Origin of the sequence: Algoriphagus sp. NF (assembly GCF_028823735.1) — a bacterium.
GTDB classification, from domain to species: Bacteria; Bacteroidota; Bacteroidia; order Cytophagales; family Cyclobacteriaceae; genus Algoriphagus; species Algoriphagus marincola.
The window spans coordinates 1-19,080 of sequence record NZ_JAPEIB010000051.1 but is presented as its reverse complement, the minus strand read 5'-3'; the positions used below and the strand labels follow the sequence as shown (position 1 = coordinate 19,080).

At 42.6% G+C, this 19,080-nt stretch carries 17 protein-coding genes; 6 read left to right on the top strand and 11 right to left on the bottom strand.

What is annotated here, in order from left to right; all coding sequences use genetic code 11:
* The first annotated feature begins 175 nt into the window (after positions 1–175).
* Positions 176–586: a helix-turn-helix transcriptional regulator gene (locus tag OU792_RS17125; protein ID WP_274670848.1), complete on the top strand. Its 411-nt coding sequence runs from the start codon at positions 176–178 to the stop codon at positions 584–586.
* A 185-nt stretch (positions 587–771) separates the two neighbouring features.
* On the top strand, positions 772–2,337 hold the full coding sequence (locus tag OU792_RS17120; RefSeq protein WP_274670847.1) for a sulfatase family protein: 1,566 nt from the start codon (positions 772–774) through the stop codon (positions 2,335–2,337).
* Positions 2,338–2,349: 12 nt separating this feature from the next.
* Here the strand turns inward: OU792_RS17120 and OU792_RS17115 are convergent, their stop codons facing one another.
* Together OU792_RS17115 and OU792_RS17110 are read right to left on the bottom strand one after the other, a co-directional pair.
* The gene (locus OU792_RS17115) at positions 2,350–2,766 is read right to left on the bottom strand and encodes a DoxX family protein (protein ID WP_274670846.1); all 417 of its coding nucleotides are present in this window, start codon (positions 2,764–2,766) and stop codon (positions 2,350–2,352) included.
* 258 nt (positions 2,767–3,024) lie between these two features.
* A complete protein-coding gene (locus OU792_RS17110) occupies positions 3,025–4,272 on the bottom strand; it encodes an NAD(P)/FAD-dependent oxidoreductase (protein ID WP_274670845.1) in 1,248 nt (415 codons plus the stop codon).
* A gap of 591 nt (positions 4,273–4,863) precedes the next feature.
* Between OU792_RS17110 and OU792_RS17105 the strand changes: the two genes are divergently transcribed.
* The 3 genes from OU792_RS17105 to OU792_RS17095 all read left to right on the top strand — a co-directional run bounded on the left by OU792_RS17105 (position 4,864) and on the right by OU792_RS17095 (position 7,154).
* Positions 4,864–5,160 (top strand): hypothetical protein, encoded by a 297-nt coding sequence (locus OU792_RS17105; RefSeq protein WP_274670844.1) that lies wholly within the window; start codon positions 4,864–4,866, stop codon positions 5,158–5,160.
* An 82-nt stretch (positions 5,161–5,242) separates the two neighbouring features.
* Positions 5,243–6,406, top strand: coding sequence for a 6-bladed beta-propeller (locus OU792_RS17100; RefSeq protein WP_274670843.1), 1,164 nt, complete (start codon positions 5,243–5,245; stop codon positions 6,404–6,406).
* A complete protein-coding gene (locus OU792_RS17095) occupies positions 6,396–7,154 on the top strand; it encodes an SUMF1/EgtB/PvdO family nonheme iron enzyme (protein ID WP_222583989.1) in 759 nt (252 codons plus the stop codon). The genes OU792_RS17100 and OU792_RS17095 overlap by 11 nt, the downstream gene beginning before the upstream one ends.
* 585 nt (positions 7,155–7,739) lie before the next feature.
* Here the strand turns inward: OU792_RS17095 and OU792_RS17090 are convergent.
* From OU792_RS17090 to OU792_RS17080, 3 genes are all read right to left on the bottom strand, one after another.
* A complete protein-coding gene (locus OU792_RS17090; protein WP_274670842.1) occupies positions 7,740–8,744 on the bottom strand; it encodes a 4-hydroxyproline epimerase in 1,005 nt (334 codons plus the stop codon).
* 214 nt (positions 8,745–8,958) lie between these two features.
* On the bottom strand, positions 8,959–10,404 hold the full coding sequence (locus tag OU792_RS17085) for an aldehyde dehydrogenase (NADP(+)) (protein WP_274670841.1): 1,446 nt from the start codon (positions 10,402–10,404) through the stop codon (positions 8,959–8,961).
* A gap of 247 nt (positions 10,405–10,651) precedes the next feature.
* The gene (locus OU792_RS17080) at positions 10,652–11,542 is read right to left on the bottom strand and encodes a dihydrodipicolinate synthase family protein (RefSeq protein WP_134199485.1); all 891 of its coding nucleotides are present in this window, start codon (positions 11,540–11,542) and stop codon (positions 10,652–10,654) included.
* A gap of 160 nt (positions 11,543–11,702) precedes the next feature.
* Here OU792_RS17080 and OU792_RS17075 point away from each other — a divergent pair, with 160 nt between their 5' ends.
* Positions 11,703–12,569, top strand: coding sequence for a helix-turn-helix domain-containing protein (locus OU792_RS17075; RefSeq protein ID WP_274670840.1), 867 nt, complete (start codon positions 11,703–11,705; stop codon positions 12,567–12,569).
* A 152-nt stretch (positions 12,570–12,721) separates the two neighbouring features.
* Here the strand turns inward: OU792_RS17075 and OU792_RS18695 are convergent, their stop codons facing one another.
* The 6 genes from OU792_RS18695 to OU792_RS17050 all read right to left on the bottom strand — a co-directional run.
* Entirely contained in the window at positions 12,722–12,886 is a 165-nt protein-coding gene (locus OU792_RS18695; RefSeq protein WP_446698918.1) for a DUF6922 domain-containing protein, read from the bottom strand.
* A 21-nt stretch (positions 12,887–12,907) separates the two neighbouring features.
* Complete coding sequence (locus OU792_RS17070) at positions 12,908–14,335, bottom strand: M20 family peptidase (RefSeq protein WP_274670839.1); 1,428 nt, start codon at positions 14,333–14,335, stop codon at positions 12,908–12,910.
* Between the two features lie 215 nt (positions 14,336–14,550).
* Positions 14,551–15,288, bottom strand: a complete 738-nt coding sequence (locus tag OU792_RS17065; RefSeq protein WP_274670838.1) for a DUF5715 family protein — start codon at positions 15,286–15,288, stop codon at positions 14,551–14,553.
* A 135-nt stretch (positions 15,289–15,423) separates the two neighbouring features.
* A complete protein-coding gene (locus OU792_RS17060) occupies positions 15,424–16,149 on the bottom strand; it encodes a polysaccharide deacetylase family protein (RefSeq protein ID WP_274670837.1) in 726 nt (241 codons plus the stop codon).
* Positions 16,142–17,917: a glycoside hydrolase family 9 protein gene (locus OU792_RS17055; protein WP_274670836.1), complete on the bottom strand. Its 1,776-nt coding sequence runs from the start codon at positions 17,915–17,917 to the stop codon at positions 16,142–16,144. Before OU792_RS17055 ends, OU792_RS17060 begins: the two co-directional genes overlap by 8 nt.
* A 188-nt stretch (positions 17,918–18,105) precedes the next feature.
* Positions 18,106–19,080, bottom strand: a 975-nt coding sequence (locus OU792_RS17050; RefSeq protein ID WP_274670835.1) for a M1 family aminopeptidase, incomplete at its 5' end; no start/stop codon positions are given.

Sequence of the window (19,080 nt, the reverse complement as noted above, 5' to 3'; positions counted from 1 at the left end):
AATTGCTTTGTGGATAAATTATTCCATAATCTTCAGGTTTACAGCTTGAATTTGCTCAGAATGGCATATTTAGAGATTTAAGGACTTCTAATTTATTCCATGTTCATTTTTTGTATTGCTAGTCTAAATGGATCGGAGTATCTTAGACATTAATAATCTTATTGTTTTTACAACTATGAACTCGACTATTCACCACGGCAGAAATATCAAACGATTCAGAGAAATGATGGGTATCAAACAAGAGGTCTTGGCTGATGCACTAGGATCGGATTGGTCTCAAAAGAAGGTGAGTCTACTTGAACAAAAAGAGAGAGTGGAGAAGGATTTGATGAAGCAGGTTGCCGAGGTGCTAAAGGTACCTGTTGAAGCTATTGAAAAATTTGATCAAGATGTTGCTGTGAATATCATTTCAAACACATTTACCTCGCATGATCATGCAACGGGCTTAATCTATAATCAGAACCCAACTTTTAATCCATTGGACAAACTTTTGGAAGTGATGGAAGAAAATAAAAAGCTGTACGAACGATTGCTAGATTCTGAACGAGAAAAAGTAGAGCTTCTCAAAAAGATGATTGATAAGTAGTCTGTGCTAATAAGCCCCCTGTGTGTCGCTTTGGGTCATGCTCGATTTCATTTGATTTGGACTAGCTTACCTTTAGTAACTTACCAAAGGTAAGTTGATAAATCCCTTCCTTTTTTGATCCTGCTCTCAGGTAGTTTGAAATTCTTGCCTCAAAAAGCTAGCTTGTTGTTGTAATCCCAAGCACTATGAAAAAGCCCCTACATTGGATCAGTTTGCTGATCAGTTTATCTTTTTTCTATTCCTGTCAAGAAAAAACAGCCACCAAAGAGCATCCCAATGTGATCATCATCTTGGCAGATGATTTGGGTTACGGGGATATTGGAGCTTTCAATCCTGAAAGCAAAATTCCCACACCCCATATCGATCAATTAGCTCAAGAAGGTATGCGTTTTACGGATGCTCATACTCCTTCGGCAGTTTGTACTCCGACACGCTATGGATTGCTGACAGGGCGGTATAATTGGCGAAGCAAACTGAAAAGTGGGGTATTAACCGGGAAATCAAAAGCATTGATTGAAAAAGAGCGGACTACCATTGCGGACGTTATGAAAAATGCTGGCTACCATACCGCTTTTATTGGGAAGTGGCACTTGGGCTGGAATTGGGGATTGCAGGAGGGAGACTCCTTGCGTGGCGAAGGCTGGGATGCAAAGGATTTTGAACAGCTGGATTTTACCAAGCCTGTTTCTCACACACCAAATGATTTAGGCTTTGATTATGCCTTTGGACATTCAGGTTCCCTTGATATGGCACCTTATGTTTATGTAGAAAATGGTAAAGTCACTGCAATACCAGACACCGTGACTGTCAATACAGGAAAGTATTCTTGGTGGAGGGAAGGACCAACAGCCCCGGATTTTGATCATGAGCAGGTGACTCCGAATTTCTTTGAGCGCTCGATTCAGTACATCAAAGGTCAATCAAAACAGAATCAACCCTTTTTTCTTTATTTAGCATTGCCTTCACCTCATACTCCGATTTTACCTACCCCTGAATGGCAAGGGAAAAGTGGCGTTGCCCCTTATGCTGACTTTATGTTAATGATTGATGACTATGTCGGTCAAGTAAATGAAGCCATTAAAAAGGCAGGTATAGAGGATAATACTTTGGTAATTTTCACCAGTGATAATGGGGGATCTCCTGCCGCAGGCTTAGACATCATGCAAGCTGCCGGCCATTATTCGAGCTATATTTATAGAGGACATAAGGCGGATATATATGAAGGTGGACATAGGGTACCGTTTATAGCAAAATGGCCTTCAAAGATCAAACCTGGAGTATCGAGCAGTCAGACCATCTGCTTGACTGATTTAATGGCGACTGCAGCCGAAATCGTGGCTTACGATTTAAAACCAAATGAAGGGGAAGATAGCTTCAGTTTGTTGAAAATGCTGGAAGGAAATGATACTGAAGGTATAGTTCGAGAAGCTACAGTCCATCATTCAATAAATGGAAGTTTTGCCATTCGACAGGGAGATTGGAAACTCATCATGGCGAAGGGGTCTGGCGGATGGAGCTTTCCCAAGCCAGGAGATCCTGCCGAGGAAGGATTGCCAGAAGTACAACTTTACAACCTCGCTTTAGACCCTGGCGAAAGTCAAAACCTTCAAGACCGGTATCCTGAAATAGTGTCCGATTTGAAGAAGCTTTTGATTAAATACATTCAGGAAGGAAGAAGTACGCCTGGAATGCCTCAGCCCAATGACGAATATTCAAAACCTTGGCCTCAAATTAGTTTTATAGATGGGTAAATGATGTCAAGATTAGAGTGCCGGACCTTTGTAGATGTTTTTCTTCCTGCCAAATAATCCATCGATGGAAAAGTTTCCACCTCCCTGAATCAAGAGTGACAAAAAACAGATAAAGAAAAGTAACGGCAATTCTTTTCTTCCAAAAGGATCGTCCCAATGTGCATAAAAAGCTGCGGTCAACATGGTAATCATTAGAGGGATAGTGGCCAAACGAACCTTGAATCCAATGATGACTAGAATGGCACAGCCAACCTCGGCAAAAGTGGCAAGGGCTAAGGATACCGTTGGGCCTAATCCAAAAGGGTCGGCAAATTTGACTTCATCAGCCATCAGACGGTTGATTTTTGGGATACCGTGGGTAAGCATCATGCCTCCGGCACCCAATCGAATGATCAATAGTGCTAAGTTCTTTTCTAGGTTTTCTCGCATTGGATAAAAGGGGATTTAGGTTTGAGTAGTTGAAAATATTACGCGTGAGGAAAGATGGAAGTTAAATGTTTTTGATAAGGGGTAAAATGGGATGGTTGGTTGAATCTTTAATCCTTTGATAGGAATTGAATGGCATCATCCATCGGAGATTAAACATCCAAATCAAATCGGCAACATGCTTCCAACTCCCATCTTCCTACTTCCTGCCCATATAGATTGGAAACTAATTTTGGTCTATTATTTCAAATATTTAGCCACTTAATTAAACCTTCCTACCTCAAATCCGCTGATTTCCATCGTAGGCTCTTTTTGCTGATGGAGTTCGGCTAGAAGCTTTCCGGTAGCCGGAGCCATGGAGATTCCCATCATAGAATGCCCGCTGCCTACCAGGACGTTCGAGTAGCCGGGTGCAAGGCCGATGTAGGGTAAGCCATCCGGGGAGCAAGGACGCAGACCTTTCCAGATTTCGGTTTCCTTTGGGAATTGAGCTTGAAAGTCAGGGTAGTAGCGATTGATCGACTCAAAAATACCCTGCACGCGCTTCATGTCGATTTTTTGATTGGTTCCCGCGATCTCCATCGTGCCTCCAAATCGAATCTTGTTACCATAAGGGCTCACGGCAACCTTCATTTCAGTGAGGATACTCGCTTGCCTGATTTCAGGCTGGTTTTTTTGGAGAAAGGAATATCCCTTTCCTCCCATCATGGGGAGTGAAAAGCCCAATTTTTTGGCTAACTCTCCAGACCAGGAACCTCCGCAAAGCAATATCTTTTCAGCTTCTATTTTTCCTTTATCTGTCAAAACGGCTGCTACCTTCCCAGCAGACTTTTCGAAGCCCATGACTTCGGTTTCTGTATGAAATTGAACTCCTTTTTCTTCCAGATACTTTCTCAGGAAACTGTACAAAGCACCCGGGTCTAGGTGGGCATCGCCGGGAAAGAGTACGGCACCTTTGGCTTTGACTTCTAGGTTGGGTTCGATCTTTTGGATGTCTGTTGGACCGAGAATTTCAGCCTCCAATCCATGCTTTCGAGCCAAATGGGCAAATTCTACCTCTTCCTTTTCTACGGCATCAGTCTGATAGACCATCATCAACCCTTTTTCCTGAAAGGCCAAAGTGGCCTCGGGATGTTCTTCCCGAAATTGGAGGTAGAGTGATTTGGATAGTAGGGAGATATTTTTCAAAAAGGGGATGGCCTTTTCCACCTGCTTTTGATTGGCAGACTTGAAAAATAGCAAGCTCCATTGCAAAAGCTTATAATCGAATCGGGGATGGATGTAAAATGGACTTTTGGAAGAAAACATCCAAGATATCCCCTTGGCAATCATTCCGGGAGCAGCAAGTGGGATGATGTGAGATGGGACAATCATACCTGCATTTCCCGTGGAGCAACTGTCCTTCAGGTCAGTTCGGTCAATGATGCTGACTTCAATTCCTTCTTTTTGTAGGAAATATGCAGTGAAGAGTCCAACGATTCCTCCGCCGATGATGATGGTTGGTTTCATCTGTTTATTTTTGCTATTCAATGGTCAGATGGAATCTTTGACGATTAAAATAATCATTTCCCTGTGTGTTTAATGATGATTTTAATCGTGTCGATTTCATCTGTTTATAATTTGTTTTTTAGAGGTCAGATGGAATCTCGCATGTTTTACAATCATTCCAGTGTTTATCGACTCCGACATCCTCGATTTCATGTGTTTATAATTGTTTTTCAAAGGTCACATGGAATCCCTTCCTGCGATAGGCAGGTCGCAATTACAATCATTCCTTTATGTGACAGGTACGTCATGTCTGCCTGAAGACAGGCTCGATTTCATATCTTGAATTTACGGATTAGGCACCAATATGCATAAAAAGGTGCATTTTCAATATTAGGAATTTTAAAGACTTCTAACCGTTAGTAATTGTCTTTCAAAGGTTTTTTTATTTATGGTAAACGGTTGTTAGTTTATGATATTTTACTAGTTGTTTCCTTTTCGGCTGTTTCCTTAAATAGACTATTGTTTTTTTTCAACTATTCTTTAATATTAAAAAGCTAATTAGTTTATTTGGTAGGCGTCTTCTTTATTTTCTCAATTTTAAATTCCAAAAAAATGAAGCGAAAAAAAATTCTCAAGGTAAGTTTAGTTGTATTTATTTTGGCATTATTCAGTAATGGAAATAGTCCTTTTACAGTAAGTGATGCAAGCGCTCAAAGTTTAGCAAGTGCTGAATTATATTCATCTAAAAATGTCGTCTGTGTGATAGCCAAGCTTAAAATTGGAATAGACGTTAAGTCTGGATTTGAGTTCGTTGGAAGCGGAGGCTTTGAATTCAGCCTAGGCAGAAAGGATAAATGTAAACCGGGATTGATGGAAGAATGTACTGCCACTAGTTGCAGCAAAGCATAGATAAATTTAGAGGCTGGTGCAGAGGTTTCAGACTGATGCAAGAGAAATGGTCTGTTCAGCCTCTTTTTCTCTTATAAAAGATATGGCTAGAAAAGTATTAAATTTTATTGGGCTAAGTATTCTTTTATTTTCCTGTCTGTCTCAAGATAAAACCCAAGATTCCCTCATTGATGTGGGATGGTCTATTGTCGAAGATAGTTACCGTATAGCGCTGCAAGATTATTATTCCCACAGCAACTATTTAGTTATTAGCATACCAGAAGAACAACCATTTTATACTGCTGATAAGATCCAGTCGGGAGATGGGAAATATTTTTTAGGTGATATTGATCTTGAAAATACTATCCTGATTGTGGATGACCAAGGACAATTTATCAGTCAAATCGAGACTGGAGGGAATGGTCCAGGGGAAGTCCCAAGGATGGAAGATTTTGTTTTCCATCCTGATCGAAACAGTTTGTTGATTTTGACGGGATGGAAGATTTTTGAGTTTAGCACCACAGGTGAGTTTTTGAATGTAATTTCATTGCCAAGCGGTGACTTGTTTCATTTTATTGCTTATGGCGGTGAGAATAAAGTTTGGCTGTACACCTTGCCTTTTCCTTCTGAACAATTGCCATCGGACGAATTCCGCATGCTCACGCTTTATGATTTGGATGATGATGAGAAAGTATACTCGTATTTAGAGGTTCCTGAAGGTCTTAGAGCCGAAGTTTCGGGTGAAAAAGAGTTGACTCTTCAACATGGGAGAGTCATACTGACACCCGCCCATGGATCACGAGCGTATTCCGTTTCAATTAAAGGAGATGACTCAGATTATGTGATTACGCGATTTTCTTCTTTACCTCAAACACAGAATTTGTTCGGGTTACAAGATCTAGGGGAATATTTTGAGAAATTGCAGGATGATCGCGGTATAGCCTTTCTAGATAATTATATTGATTCGGAAGAGTTTTCATTGTTCATGATGATTAAAGATGGGTTATATCCAAGATGGGGAGTCCTTGAAAAGCGTACAAACACATTGTATCTCACTCAATCCTTATTTGATTCCAACCTAGGCCTACCCTTACTCCCATATCTTGATGTTCAGGATAAAAAAGTTTTTAAGTTGTTAGACAGTGAATACTTCTACGAGATTCTGGAGCAAGATATAGATGGGCAGGTGAGCGGAAAACTGAAGGCTAATGTACCTCAATTAATGAATCAAGAAAACAAATTGTTGCTCTGTATCTATGAAAATTAGTTCAGTGATTTCGTTTTTATTTCTGGTTTTACTCAGGTGGGGTCACCATCAGAGCCATATAGAAGGCCCGTCAAAAATGGTATTGGTTCCCGGTAATGATGAAATTGAGTCCTTTTATATGGATCAGTACGAACTGACTATTGCAGAGTTTGCTGAATTTGTGGAGGCCACGGGTTATGTTACCGAGGCAGAAAAGCTAGGAGGTACAATGCGACTTAAGGGTGGTACAAATTGGGAGATTATTGAAGGTAAGGCCTGGAATAGGCATACTCTATTGGACGAAAACGGAATAGAAGAAACCTTAGATAAGATTCCGGAATTTAGAAATCATCCGGTAATGCATCTCGCCCCTAGCGACGTGCAAGCCTATGCAAATTGGGTGAACAAAAGGATTCCTACTCTCCAAGAATGGATGCATGCGGTGAAAGCAGGACAAAAAGATTATCAATATGCTTATCCTGGAGGAAATGATCTTCGCAAATTAGGCTGGTATGAGGGGAATACAGATAGCTGGTTCCCAATGGATGTAGGAACTAAAATACCTAATGAATTAGGCATTTATGATTTAGTAGGAAATGCAGCTGAAGTAGTTCTTTTAGAAAAAGGTTCCCAAGAATTTCAAGTTCGGGGAGGTACTTTTTTTTCATCCAAAATGTTCCTTGAACCAGAAAGAAAAGCACCGATTGGTGCGGTTTGGAATAGACCACTTGATATGATTGGAATTCGTCTAGTAAAAGATGTCCAGTAAGTGGCTATGTCATCCTTCAGTCAATTGTACAAAGTGTTTGCATAGGGTCCTAAAATTAAATAAAATCTATGCAATACAATTTTTAGAGTTTCATTTTCACAAATCTGATAATGTGGACCCACCAGATGGTTTTGCAAAGCAAGAATTGCTTTGAGAATCGTGCGAATGCAAAATTTGGAATCGCATAGGCTCTCACCGCGTATTAGTCTCGTAACAACCCTTTGTTCTCTTTAAGTCAATTGGCTTATTCTATTAAATACAAAAGGAATGCGCAGCTACAACATTTATATCAGAAACTATGGACAAACTTTGTTCGAAGGAGCATCGAGCCTTGGGTTATTCCCGAGAAGCCTAGAAGTTTTCTTTCGTACTTTTTCCCTTTGAATCGTATCTGTAAAGTAGAACATTAGGACTCATCAATTTCTCCTAAAGGCTGCATGGGCTTTGTGGTAGGTAGTAAACTGAAAATAGCCCAACGATTCCTCCGCCGATGATGATGGTTGGTTTCATAATTAGATGCTTGAAGCTAGAAACAAGAGGCAAGATCGCATAAAGTCTAATTTCTTGGCTCTCGCATCTTGACTCTTAAATAACTTGAAATCCATGCACATAAGGATCGTCCTCATCCAAGATGATGGTATTGTATCCATAAACTTTCGCCCAACCTTCTATGCTTGGAATGATAGCGAGTTTTCCTGCAATCTCGCTAACTTCTTCGATTCTACCGATAAATTTCGAACCGATAAAACTTTCATGGATGAATTCATCACCGGGTTTTAACTTTCCTTTTGCAAACCATTGGGCCATCCTAGCAGATGTGCCGGTGCCACAGGGTGAGCGGTCAATGGCTTTGTCTCCGTAGAATACGGCATTTCGGGCTGTGCTAGTCCTATCCAAGGTTTCACCCGTCCACATCACATGAGAAAGCCCACGGATTCTTTCGTGCTCGGGATGAACAAAATCATAGCGTTCGTTCATTTTCGCCCGGAGATTTCTGGCCATTGAGATCAGTTGTTCGGCTTTAAAATGCTCCAAGCCAGGAAAATTCTCCTGTGGATCGACTATGCAATAGAAATTTCCTCCATAGGCAACATCGACATGAAGCTTGCCAAGTTCTTCGATCTCGATTTCCAGATTTTCCGCTGCCAAATAGCTTTTGACATTGGTCAGTTTAACTGATTTGACCTTTTTGCCTTCCTGCTTATATTCCACCAAGACTAAGCCTGCCGGAGCTTCCATTCGCAAGAAGCCTGGGGTTTTGGGATAGATCAAACCTTCTTCGATGGCGATGGTAATCGTGCCGATCGTGCCATGCCCACACATGGGAAGGCAACCGGAGGTTTCAATAAAAAGAATGGCGAAATCATTATTCGGATCATGTGGAGGGAATAGCATGGAGCCCGACATCATATCATGACCCCGTGGCTCAAACATCAGCCCTGTTCGGATCCAATCATAGTTTTCAAGAAAGTACTGACGCTTTTGCAGCATGGTTTCTCCTTTCAAAAAAGGAACACCACCGGAAACTACCCGTACGGGATTACCGCAGGTATGCGCGTCAATGCAAGAGAAGGTGTGGCGGGAGGGCATTTTTTAGGAGTAGAAGATTCTTTTAAGATTAATAAGCTGAAATACGATTGAAATATAGTTGAAATAGGCTCCGCAAGCGGAGCGAAATAGGGAGAGTGCACTTAGCTTAGTGAAACGAGCTCTTCATCATATTTCGCCCGACAAAGGAGGGTATATATCCACCGTATTTCCATTGTGTTTCAACCGACGGATGAGGGTATATTTCCATTGTCTTTCATTTTTCAAACTCTCCATCCACCATTCTCCATATCCCCAATGGATTTCCATCTTTCAAGGCTTCCGGAAGTAATTCCTGCGGCATGTCTTGAAAGGCGATCGGGCGGGCAAAGCGCTTGATGGCATAGGCTCCCACTGATGTACTCCGGGCATCGGTAGTCGATGGGTAAGGTCCTCCATGCTGCATAGCATGACCCACTTCCACTCCGGTTGGTACTCCCTTGAAAAGAAGTCGACCGCACTTCTCTTCCAATAAATTGATCAGAAAAAGCTGATTTTGGAGTTCGGCTGATTCTGCCCATACGGTGATGGTCAATTGCCCGTGAAGGTGTTTGGCGATTTCTTGTAGTTCAGCCTCCGTTTCGTAGACCACCATCATAGCAAAAGCTCCAAAAACTTCCTGCTGGAAAACAGAATCTTTCAACCAGTCACTTGCTTTGATCTCCGCCAAAGCCGTACTCCCGTTGATCAGGTGCTGTGCATCGGCCACCTTGACCCATCGTAGTTCTTCGCGGGATTGTAGAAACTGTAGGGAATTGTAGTAAGCCTCTGCAATTCCAGGATGAAGCATGGGAGCGGAGGCGATGTCATTCATTTCTTCAGCGATGGCTTTTTCGAATGCCGCTGCTTGTTCTTTTGGCACGAAAATCAAGCCTGGATTGGTGCAAAATTGTCCTACACCCAAGGTCAAGGAACCCACAAAAGCTTTTGCAAGTGAGTCGTTTTCATTTTTCAACTTTTGAGGAAAGCAGAAAATCGGATTGACTGACCCCATCTCTGCAAAAACCGGAATGGGCTCTTCCCGCTGATTGGCTAGGTCAAAAAGGGCTTTTCCACCAGTATGTGAACCGGTAAAGGCTACGGCTTTTGCCAATGGATGCTTGACCAAGGCTTGTCCTTCGGCAATTCCACCTTCTACATGCGTAAAGAGCGCTTGGGGAAGATTGCTCTTTGAGATGGCTTGATGGATGCAGTCGGCTACCTTTTTGGAAGTTTCGGGATGGGCAGGATGCGCTTTGTAAATCACCGGGCAGCCGGCGGCTAAGGCAGAAATGGTATCTCCACCAGCCGTGGAAAATGCCAAAGGAAAATTACTCGCTCCAAATACGACCACCGGGCCTAGTGGTGTCAACATCCGACGAATATCTGCACGGGGCAGGGGTGTGCGGTCTGGCATGGCAGGGTCGATGGTGGCTTCTACCCAACTCCCTTCTTTGACCAAATTTGCAAAAAGGCGAATTTGACCTACTGTTCTACCCAATTCACCATTGATTCTCCCATCCGGAAGATTGGATTCCACAACGGCAAGGGAAACGATCTCGGATCGATTTGCTTCGAGTGTTTCTGCTAGCGTATTTAGAAATTCGGATTTTTCTCTTGAAGAGATGTTTTTATAGAAAAGAAATGCTTCTTGTGCGGCGTTGAATATTTGGTCGAGGTTCATAATTTTTAATTTTTATAAGGAGAAGAAACACGGTGGAAATACCTGGAAATAAGCTCTGCAAGCGGGGCTGCATGTTTCGCGATTGGCTAAAAAGAATTGTGTCCCGTCATCGCGATTCCGACATGCTCGGGAGAAGCGATCTCCATATTGATTTATATCTAATCAGAATAGATTGTTTCACTTCGTTCGCAATGACGAAAACCTTTTGAGCCAATCTCATATCTCCGTTGTATTTCTACTGTATGATTTATAATAACGGCCGATTTTTGATTCCATCCAAAATGATTTTCTCAATTCTTTCCCGCTCTTCACCAATCAGGGTCAATCGTGGCGCACGGACATACTCAGAACCGATGCCACAGTGCTGCTCGGCCAGCTTGATGTATTGGACGAGTTTTGGGTGAATATCGAGTTCGAGCAAGGGCAAAAACCAGCGATAGATTTCTCTCGCTTCTTCGATTCTCCCTTCCTGTACCAAATTGAATATCGTCACGGTTTCTTTTGGGAAGGCACAAACCAAGCCTGCTACCCAGCCCACGGCTCCCATCAGCAACTCTTCCAAGGCTAAGGTGTCCACCCCACAGAGTATTTGATAGCGATCGCCAAAGCGGTTGATCATGCGGGTAACATTGGAGATGTCTCGGGTAGATTCCTTGATAGCTTGGATGTTCGGGCACTCTGCGAGTTCGGCAAACATATCCACAGTCACCAAAGTCTTGTAATCCACCGGATTGTTGTAAATCATCATGGGGAGAGCAGTGGACTTGGCGACCGTTTTGAAATAGGTGACGACTTCCCTTGCATCTGCAGCGTATCGCATTGGCGGGAGAATCATCAAGCCGGAAGCTCCGAGCTCTTCAGCTTTTTTAGCCCAAAAGAGTGCGTCCTGCGTCGCTCCCTCTGCGATATTGAGGATGACAGGGACCTTTCCATTGATATGTTTGACTGTCTCTCGGGTTAGGGTGATTTTTTCCTCCTGAGATAGTACAGAGCTTTCGCCCAAGGTACCGCCTAGAATGATTCCGTGTACTCCCGATTCCAATTGGAAATCCAGGTTTTTGAAGAATAGCTCCATATCCAAACTTCCATCTGAATGAAATTTGGTGGTGACTGCGGGGAAAACGCCTTTCCAGTTCATAGTATTTTAATTTTTTACCAATTAGGGCACGAAGATTTTTATTCAAAAGTATAAGATGAGTCTAGGAAAATCTTTCACAGGATTAATTCACTCTGATACTATATTGATCATAATTGGTGTAAATGGAGTTTTTTTAGTGAATTTCATATTAATTTGAGACATGGCCAAGGTAATTTCCTTTCAAGTTCCAAAATCCCAAAAAGAGTTTGTCCGCTATCAGGAGGATAGTGGAAAGACTTTCTATGACAAGCTTCATCAGCACCCCCTGTTTCAATTGACTTACATTATGGAAGGAAAGGGACAATTCTTAAGTGGGGACTATGTGGGGAGGTTTTCAGCAGGAGATTTATTTTTTTTGGGTGAAAATGTTCCCCATGTTTTCCGAAGTGATCCGGAGTATTTTGAGGAAAATAATGATTTGCGATCTGAGGGTAGGACTATTTTTTTTGATTTTGATGCATTGGGGCGGGCGATTGGAGACTTGGAAGAGCTTTCGTCTCTTCAAAGGTTTCGGGAATACACTGGTTTGTGTTTTCAGGTGAAAGGAGAAACACAAGAAAAAATCATTGACTTGCTAGAAATTTTTGGAAAGTCAGCTGGATTGAAACGTTTTCAATTGGCGGTGCAACTACTAAGTCTTTTAGATGGGGCAAAGGATGATTTACAACAATTAAATCAAGATGGTCTTTTTCAGGGGCTATCTGAGAAAGATGGGAGTCGAATGAATCGGGTGATGCAGTATTTGCTTGATCATCGTTACCAGAAGATTAGCCTGGATGATACGGCTTCCATTGCCAACCTCTCGAAGGAGGCATTTTGTCGATATTTTAAGCTGCGAACCCGGAAGACTTTTACGCAGTATTTGCTGCAGATTCGAATCAATGAAGCACAGAAACTTCTTCAGGAGACCGATTTGGGAATTTCAGAGATTGCATTTCAGGTGGGATTTGAGAACCTGTCCTATTTCAACAGGAGCTTTAAGAAAATTACTGGCTTGACGCCAAGGGATTTTAAAATGCTTAACTAAGCAAGTTAGAAAGGATAGAGTTCGGGACTCAACTGTCTGAGTTTGTAGCATCTAAATTCTTCAATGGGTCTCTCAACTATTGCAGCTGCTAAATAGAGGGTTGTTTTTGACAAAAACTTAGCATTTAAAAGCACCTCCCGAATCATATCGTCTCAATAGTACCTACGACAGTTGCGGATATCGGGTACGTCGCCCCGTTCGAAAACCCGTTCGATGACAAACTTGTACTTTTTGTCATAATCCAGGTTTTCAAAATTGACATCCCAGAAAATACGTTTATCAAAAACCTGTTTTACTTTTTCGTTTATACCCTTCAAATTAATCAAAATTGGCTAAGCCTATTGCATCTCCTTGATCAAATGATAGGAAAAGGCGATGATCTCCTTGTAATTCTCCTTCCCGATTTTTTCATCGATTCCATGAAACCTAGTAAGACTCGTAGAGTCCATTCGAAGTGGATAAAAGCGATAGACCTCATCCGAAATCTCATAGAAATAGCGGGCATCCGTACCTCCACCTATCATACTTGGAATCACAATCGTCTCTGGAAACATTCCTCGGATGGTTCTTTCCAGCGTTTTGTACTCCTCTGAGTCGATACTGGATACCGGGGAAGGATTGGTGGCAAATCCTTCAAGCTCCACCTTGACGAGATCCGATACGGTGTTTTCAATATGAGCCTTGACCGATTCGATATTCTCACTTGGGAGGATTCGGAAGTTTACCCGTGCCTCAGCCACGGTAGGGATGACATTGTCTTTGACTCCTCCGGAGATGATAGTCGGAGCGGTGGTGGTATGAGCATTGAGGCCTTCAAGAATTGGCCCTTTGAGTAGCCAGGAATTAGCAAATGCCATTCGTAAGGAAAATGGTAACTCGGGTCCTAAATATTCAACCTGATAATCAAGCGGAGTGACCATTTTATAGGGCAATTGATTGTTTTCCAAGTCCACGATGGCTTGGGCTAAAATCCCGATGGTGTTTTCCCGTGGAGGCGCTGAGCTATGACCACCCTTTGTTTCAACCGTTAATTTGAAAGTAGCATATCCTTTTTCTGAGAGGTTGATGACAGCTACTGGTTTCTCAATGCCTGGAATCAAGCCTTCTGTGATAAATCCTCCTTCGTCTATGGTCATCGCTGCTTGGACTCCTTTCGACTTCAGGTATTCAGCTACCTTTGCCGCACCGTTTACTCCTCCTATTTCCTCATCATGTCCGGATGCAATGTAGAGCGTTCGGGTAGGTTGAAAAGACTCCCCGAGTAGCATTTCCACCGCTTCCAATACTCCAATTAGGGTTCCCTTATCATCCATAGTTCCTCGACCAATAATATGTGAATCGGTGATTTGGCCGGAAAAGGGTGGTGCTTCCCAATCCATCAGAGTGGGCTCATCCACTGGGACCACATCCTGATGTGACATAAGAATCAACGGCTTTTTGTCCGGGTCACTTCCTTCCCATTTGTATAGCAGGGTGTAATCACTGATTTTCTCCAAGCTTAAATTGGCATGAGTCAAAGGGAAGGTCTCTTCCAAAAAACGATGAAACCCTAAAAATTCGGCCGAGTCCGGAGGCGTATTTTCATTGAAGGAGATAGTTTTGAATTGGATGGCTTTGGAGAGGTTGTCATAAACCTTGTCCGAAATTGCTACTTCAGGTAGTGGATCTACATCTACCTGCTTAGACCCCATTCTCAGGGTATTGAATAAAATAACGACTACTAAAAGGACTAATGCACCCAATAGGCCAAAAAGGAATTTTTTCATAGAAGTAGGATTTACTGGGAAAATCGAGAAGATGAAATCGAGCCTGCCTGAGGCAGACAGGCATGACGAGAGCGACACACAGAGGGATGATTATGATTGCGAGATTCCATGTGGCCTTTGAAAATCAAATTATAAACACATGAAAATAGTCAAAAAAAATTTGGAAACAGTTCAGGTTGTCTCTGTTTGCTGAGGTAAAGCTGAGAAGAGAGGGTTTACCGAACGGTGATATGAAAGCAATTTTGCTTTCTTTCCTTGATCACATAGATTTTGCCTTGCTTTTGGAAGTGACTTAAGACCTTTTCCAATTGCTTTTGCTTTTTCCAATCCCAGGATTTCTCTCCATTAAATCGGATGTAGGAAATATCGAAAGAAAGTCCGTAGGAATGAGAGCTGTTTCCTTTGGTGGCATTTCGGTTTCTACGACCCAATTTCTTTTGCTGATCGATCGTACGGGTGCCGGAAGTGACCGTAAAAAAATCTTCTTCTCCTGCGAGTGCCTGATAGGTCAGACCGATTTGCTCTAGTATTTTTTTTGCTTCAGGAGTAAGGTAAGGGTGACTGTGCGTGAGCTTTTCTACTTCATAGCCCTTTCCGGAGTTTACCTCTACGAGCGTCCCTTTCTCGACTAGTTGAAAAAGGCGCTTTTCGTCAAGTATCAGTTCAGTACCGTTTTTTTCTGCTGCAGAAAGGTGATTGGAGTAGGCATCTTTGCGTAATCTCGCTTTGAAAGAATTTAAATCCGGGACAATGAAAATATCCTCCGGTTTAGGCATCAATTCGGGTAGCTCCAAGGGTTGATCCTCGAGCCTTGGAACCGGTTCACCCAAGAGAATTGCATAGGTTTCAGAAAGTTGTTTTTTGATTGCCGGTCGGTAACTGACCATGGCGAGTGTGCCAAGGGAGAAAAGTGTGAAAAAGGGAATTACAAAGAATAGGGTGGTTTTCTTCATCTAGAAGGGAATTGTATTTTTTTGGGATGATGCTGGAAGATAAGAAATGGATGAAACTGTGCCAAACCTTTATTTTTCAACGGTTCAGATCCTTTTTTTATTGCTAAGGCTAGGCCACAATCCCTTATGGAAATATTACAATCTTTGAAATGAATAACCTCTTCGCTTCAGTTCTTGGATCAAATCCCCGAGTTGATGATACAATTTGTCGGTGCGCTTTGGGCTTGTGCCCGGGTGAATTAAAAGGTGAAAGCCATGTAATCCGGAGTCTTTCTCTTTTTCATAAATACTATTTAAAATAGCCTCACTGCTCAGATAATTTGGCATATCTGGAGTGGTATAGTCCGCATTGCTGCGGGTACCGGGTGTGAAATTGACCGTGATTTGATCCAATTCCTTGGCGATATCTACCACCTGTTGATTATACCATTCATAGGGAGGCATAAAATAGTCGGGGTAAATGGCCATTTTATTGAGTTCGGTAAGGTTATCCTCGATATCCTTTTTGATTTCCGCATTCGAATGAAGCAAACTATCCCTTTTACTCCAGTCGCAATAGAGTAAATGCTTATCCGAATGTGCTCCTACAAAGTGTCCTTGCTCAGCTATTTCCCGAGTTAGTTCCCGGTGAGCTCGTATAAAATCACCTGTCAGAAAAAAGGAGCCTTTTACCTTATTTTGGGCGAGTACATCCAGTACCTCCTCAAATCCTTCGAAGAAATCATGTCCGGTAAAGCAGAGATAGATTTCTTTTTTGGAACTGTCAGACCGAATCAGCGCTCCTTCTTTGTCAAAAAGGCTTTGGCTAAGCGCAATTTGCTGAAAGAAAAACAATAAAAAATATAGACCAAGTTTACTCAAGGCTTAGGTATTTTAAAATGAGGAGTAATTCGGCCGAACCATCCAATGTCGGCTCATTGGTGCTGTAGTCCGCCCAATCATCCAGATATTTGATGTGCAAAGGCTGGAGGTGCGCATACTCATCCGGCTTGGAGGGGGTGATTCCAAGCATCTGCTGATGAATTGTGGACCAAAGAGGTCCATCGACCAAACTGCCCTTGACTGATTTGTTAAGAATCTTCCAAAAGGGCATATGCACGTCCACGGGAGTGTCGGCTTTTTCGGGTATTTCGGTAATCATACTACTAGACCAGGGATTGAGTCCTAGGAGCCAATTGACATGGTTTTGTAGAAGAGGACGATATTTTTTCGACCCGGTCATTTCTTCGTAAAGCATGGCTTGGGTAGCAACTGCAGCCGCCAAATTATTGGAACACCAAATGAACAAATGTCCGACTCCGTAGGGGTTTTGATTGGCTCGGGCTTGAATTTTCTCCAGATTTTGTTCGTAATAATTCACCATTTTCTGCTTGTCTTCTTCATTGCCCACCTGCCAAAGTGCATAGTGACCCATATTGACATAGGGGTACATTTCGTAGTGACTTGCAGTGTCCCTTTCCATCCAAGACCAAGCAGCAATGAGGTCTCCATATCGACGTGCGTCCTCTAGGAATTCAGGTTTTTTGGTCACTTTATACAATTTGGCAGCAGCCCATTCCATATCATCGGCCCAAGTATTTTCCTCATAGCGATAGGGCGCACCAAAACTATTGCCCTGCTGATATCCTTCCTGCTTTTTACCCATCCTATAAAGTGTATGTGCAGATTTCAGACAGCTCTGAGCAAATACTTCATATCCTTCGATTTGACTAAATACTTCATATCCTAAGGCCAAGGTAGCAGCCGATCTTCCGGCAAGGTTGGCGATTCCTGTGGCTTGGCTTTGGTATTGGGAAAGTCCCTGCGGTTCGCCTGTAGCGAAATAGGCTGGCCGAAAGCTATTTGGCCCCCAACCGTAATCTGCATTTTCCTCATGAGGGAGCTTGAATCCTCGATGATCCCGATCATCGGCCACCTGATGGTAGAGTTCGTTCGGACTCGGATGAAGTTTCAAAATCCACTCCAGTCCCCACTTGGCTTCATCAAGAATATCAGGGATTTGGTTTTGTCCCGGTAATCCTCTTGCATTGACCTGATCCATATATCCATCAGGGTCCATCTGATAGGCCATCAGTAGCCTTGCCGTGGTATTACTACTTGTGATTAGGTATTTCAATTGATCCCCGGCATCATGCCAGCCACCTGTAGCGTCGATTCGTGTAGAATCTGGCCGGATTCCAAAAAAGCTCAATCCATCCAATTGATGACAAAATTCTCCGGTAAAAGGATTGAACCCGCAGCGTTGAGTCCGAATAAAACTGACCACATCCTCTTGCCATGCGGGATAGGGACCTATTTGAAAAGTTTGGCTTTTGATTTTGCCATCTTTGGACTCGAAATAATAGCTTCCGGCAGTGCTTACCTCTGAAAAGTCAAAACTGTAGTAATGGGAGAAAGGATGCCAGGCTTGTTCATGAAGATCGCCTCGGAGTTCCTTAATCGATTCTCCGGATGAGGTTTTTAAGACCAAAATAGGCTTTCGTAATTTTTGGTCACTTAGAAGCAAGGCCTTTTTGGGCATGTCTGAGGGATAGCCTCCCAGGTTGATTCGAATGGTGGGGTTTTCCTGTGCAATGCTGTTGGAAAAACATAGAAAAGTGAAGATCCAAAGGATGATGATTCGTTTCATAGTGAGGGTTTTGGTTCTTAATGATACATAATTTTCACCTTTGAAAATGATAGTTACTGTTCATTTGGTTGGCTCTATCCATGAGTGGGGTTTGTTTCCTAGAAAATACGCTCAAGCTTTTCCGAAAAAAATACCCCCGAGAAGTCTCAAGCTTTTCGGGGGTAGGTGTTCAAGGTTTTAGGATTTTTCTATTCAATTTCTACCGTAACCGTATTGTCATCCGGTATTCGGTCGATCAATTTATTGTAAGGGTCGATACCTGCTTTGGCAGGTTCGCCCTTCACCCGAATAGTAAGACTGGATTCTCCGGGTTTTATTTTGTACTTCGCTACGTAGAGTGGATTTACCCTGTCCTTCCCGTCCTCATCCTGATCGTCTTCTGCAAATATTCCGATGTCAATATAATCACCCTCGTACTCTGCTGGAGTTTCTCTTCCTGTTTCATCAGCATAGAGTTTTTGGGAGGTGAATTTGATCGTCACATCATATTCTTCATCGTTCACTTTGCTCGCGGTCACTTCTTCGGCTTTGTTGTTATACAGTGTAATCCGCTTCCATGTATCATCCAGATAATACATCAAGCTGTCAGGTGTAGCTTCCGCCAAATAGTTATAAAGATCTACACTTCCGGGGAAAGGAGGCTCTTCTTTTAGACCCCAATCTTGATTGAACTTGTACAAAGCAGAATCCATGGCTTCAGGACCGATTAAATCACGCAATCCATAAAGAATCAAAGCCCCTTTACTATACCACTGATAAGGTCGGTTACAGTTTATAAAGGTGTTTTCCTTCTTGGATTCATTTGATCTACCAGATAGGTAATTATCCAATTCTTGCCTCAGGAATCGCTTCATGTTGTCTTTTCCATACTTTCTTTCAGAGAGTATCAGAGCTGAAAATTCAGCCAAAGCTTCAGAAGTGAGGTTGGACCCACGGGTGTAATTCGGTGTGATCTGGTGGGCCCACCATTGATGTGCAAGCTCATGTGCAGTCACGAAATACACATAGTCAAAGCTGTTTGGATCTGAAAAATCTGCAACCCAACCAAAGCTTTCTGCATAGGGGACGGTGTTTGGAAAAGACTGTGCAAAACCCGCATATCTGGGGAATTCTAAAATTCGCATTTGTCTGAATTGGAAATCTCCATAAGTATCGGGGAAATA

What these genes read in the sequence shown, in the direction of transcription:
- OU792_RS17125 (WP_274670848.1), top strand. Translation starts at nt 176, where the DNA reads ATGAACTCGACTATTCACCACGGCAGAAATATCAAACGATTCAGAGAA.
- OU792_RS17120 (WP_274670847.1), top strand. Translation starts at nt 772, where the DNA reads ATGAAAAAGCCCCTACATTGGATCAGTTTGCTGATCAGTTTATCTTTT.
- OU792_RS17115 (WP_274670846.1), bottom strand. Translation starts at nt 2,766, where the DNA reads ATGCGAGAAAACCTAGAAAAGAACTTAGCACTATTGATCATTCGATTG.
- OU792_RS17110 (WP_274670845.1), bottom strand. Translation starts at nt 4,272, where the DNA reads ATGAAACCAACCATCATCATCGGCGGAGGAATCGTTGGACTCTTCACT.
- OU792_RS17105 (WP_274670844.1), top strand. Translation starts at nt 4,864, where the DNA reads ATGAAGCGAAAAAAAATTCTCAAGGTAAGTTTAGTTGTATTTATTTTG.
- OU792_RS17100 (WP_274670843.1), top strand. Translation starts at nt 5,243, where the DNA reads ATGGCTAGAAAAGTATTAAATTTTATTGGGCTAAGTATTCTTTTATTT.
- OU792_RS17095 (WP_222583989.1), top strand. Translation starts at nt 6,396, where the DNA reads ATGAAAATTAGTTCAGTGATTTCGTTTTTATTTCTGGTTTTACTCAGG.
- OU792_RS17090 (WP_274670842.1), bottom strand. Translation starts at nt 8,744, where the DNA reads ATGCCCTCCCGCCACACCTTCTCTTGCATTGACGCGCATACCTGCGGT.
- OU792_RS17085 (WP_274670841.1), bottom strand. Translation starts at nt 10,404, where the DNA reads ATGAACCTCGACCAAATATTCAACGCCGCACAAGAAGCATTTCTTTTC.
- OU792_RS17080 (WP_134199485.1), bottom strand. Translation starts at nt 11,542, where the DNA reads ATGAACTGGAAAGGCGTTTTCCCCGCAGTCACCACCAAATTTCATTCA.
- OU792_RS17075 (WP_274670840.1), top strand. Translation starts at nt 11,703, where the DNA reads ATGGCCAAGGTAATTTCCTTTCAAGTTCCAAAATCCCAAAAAGAGTTT.
- OU792_RS17070 (WP_274670839.1), bottom strand. Translation starts at nt 14,335, where the DNA reads ATGAAAAAATTCCTTTTTGGCCTATTGGGTGCATTAGTCCTTTTAGTA.
- OU792_RS17065 (WP_274670838.1), bottom strand. Translation starts at nt 15,288, where the DNA reads ATGAAGAAAACCACCCTATTCTTTGTAATTCCCTTTTTCACACTTTTC.
- OU792_RS17055 (WP_274670836.1), bottom strand. Translation starts at nt 17,917, where the DNA reads ATGAAACGAATCATCATCCTTTGGATCTTCACTTTTCTATGTTTTTCC.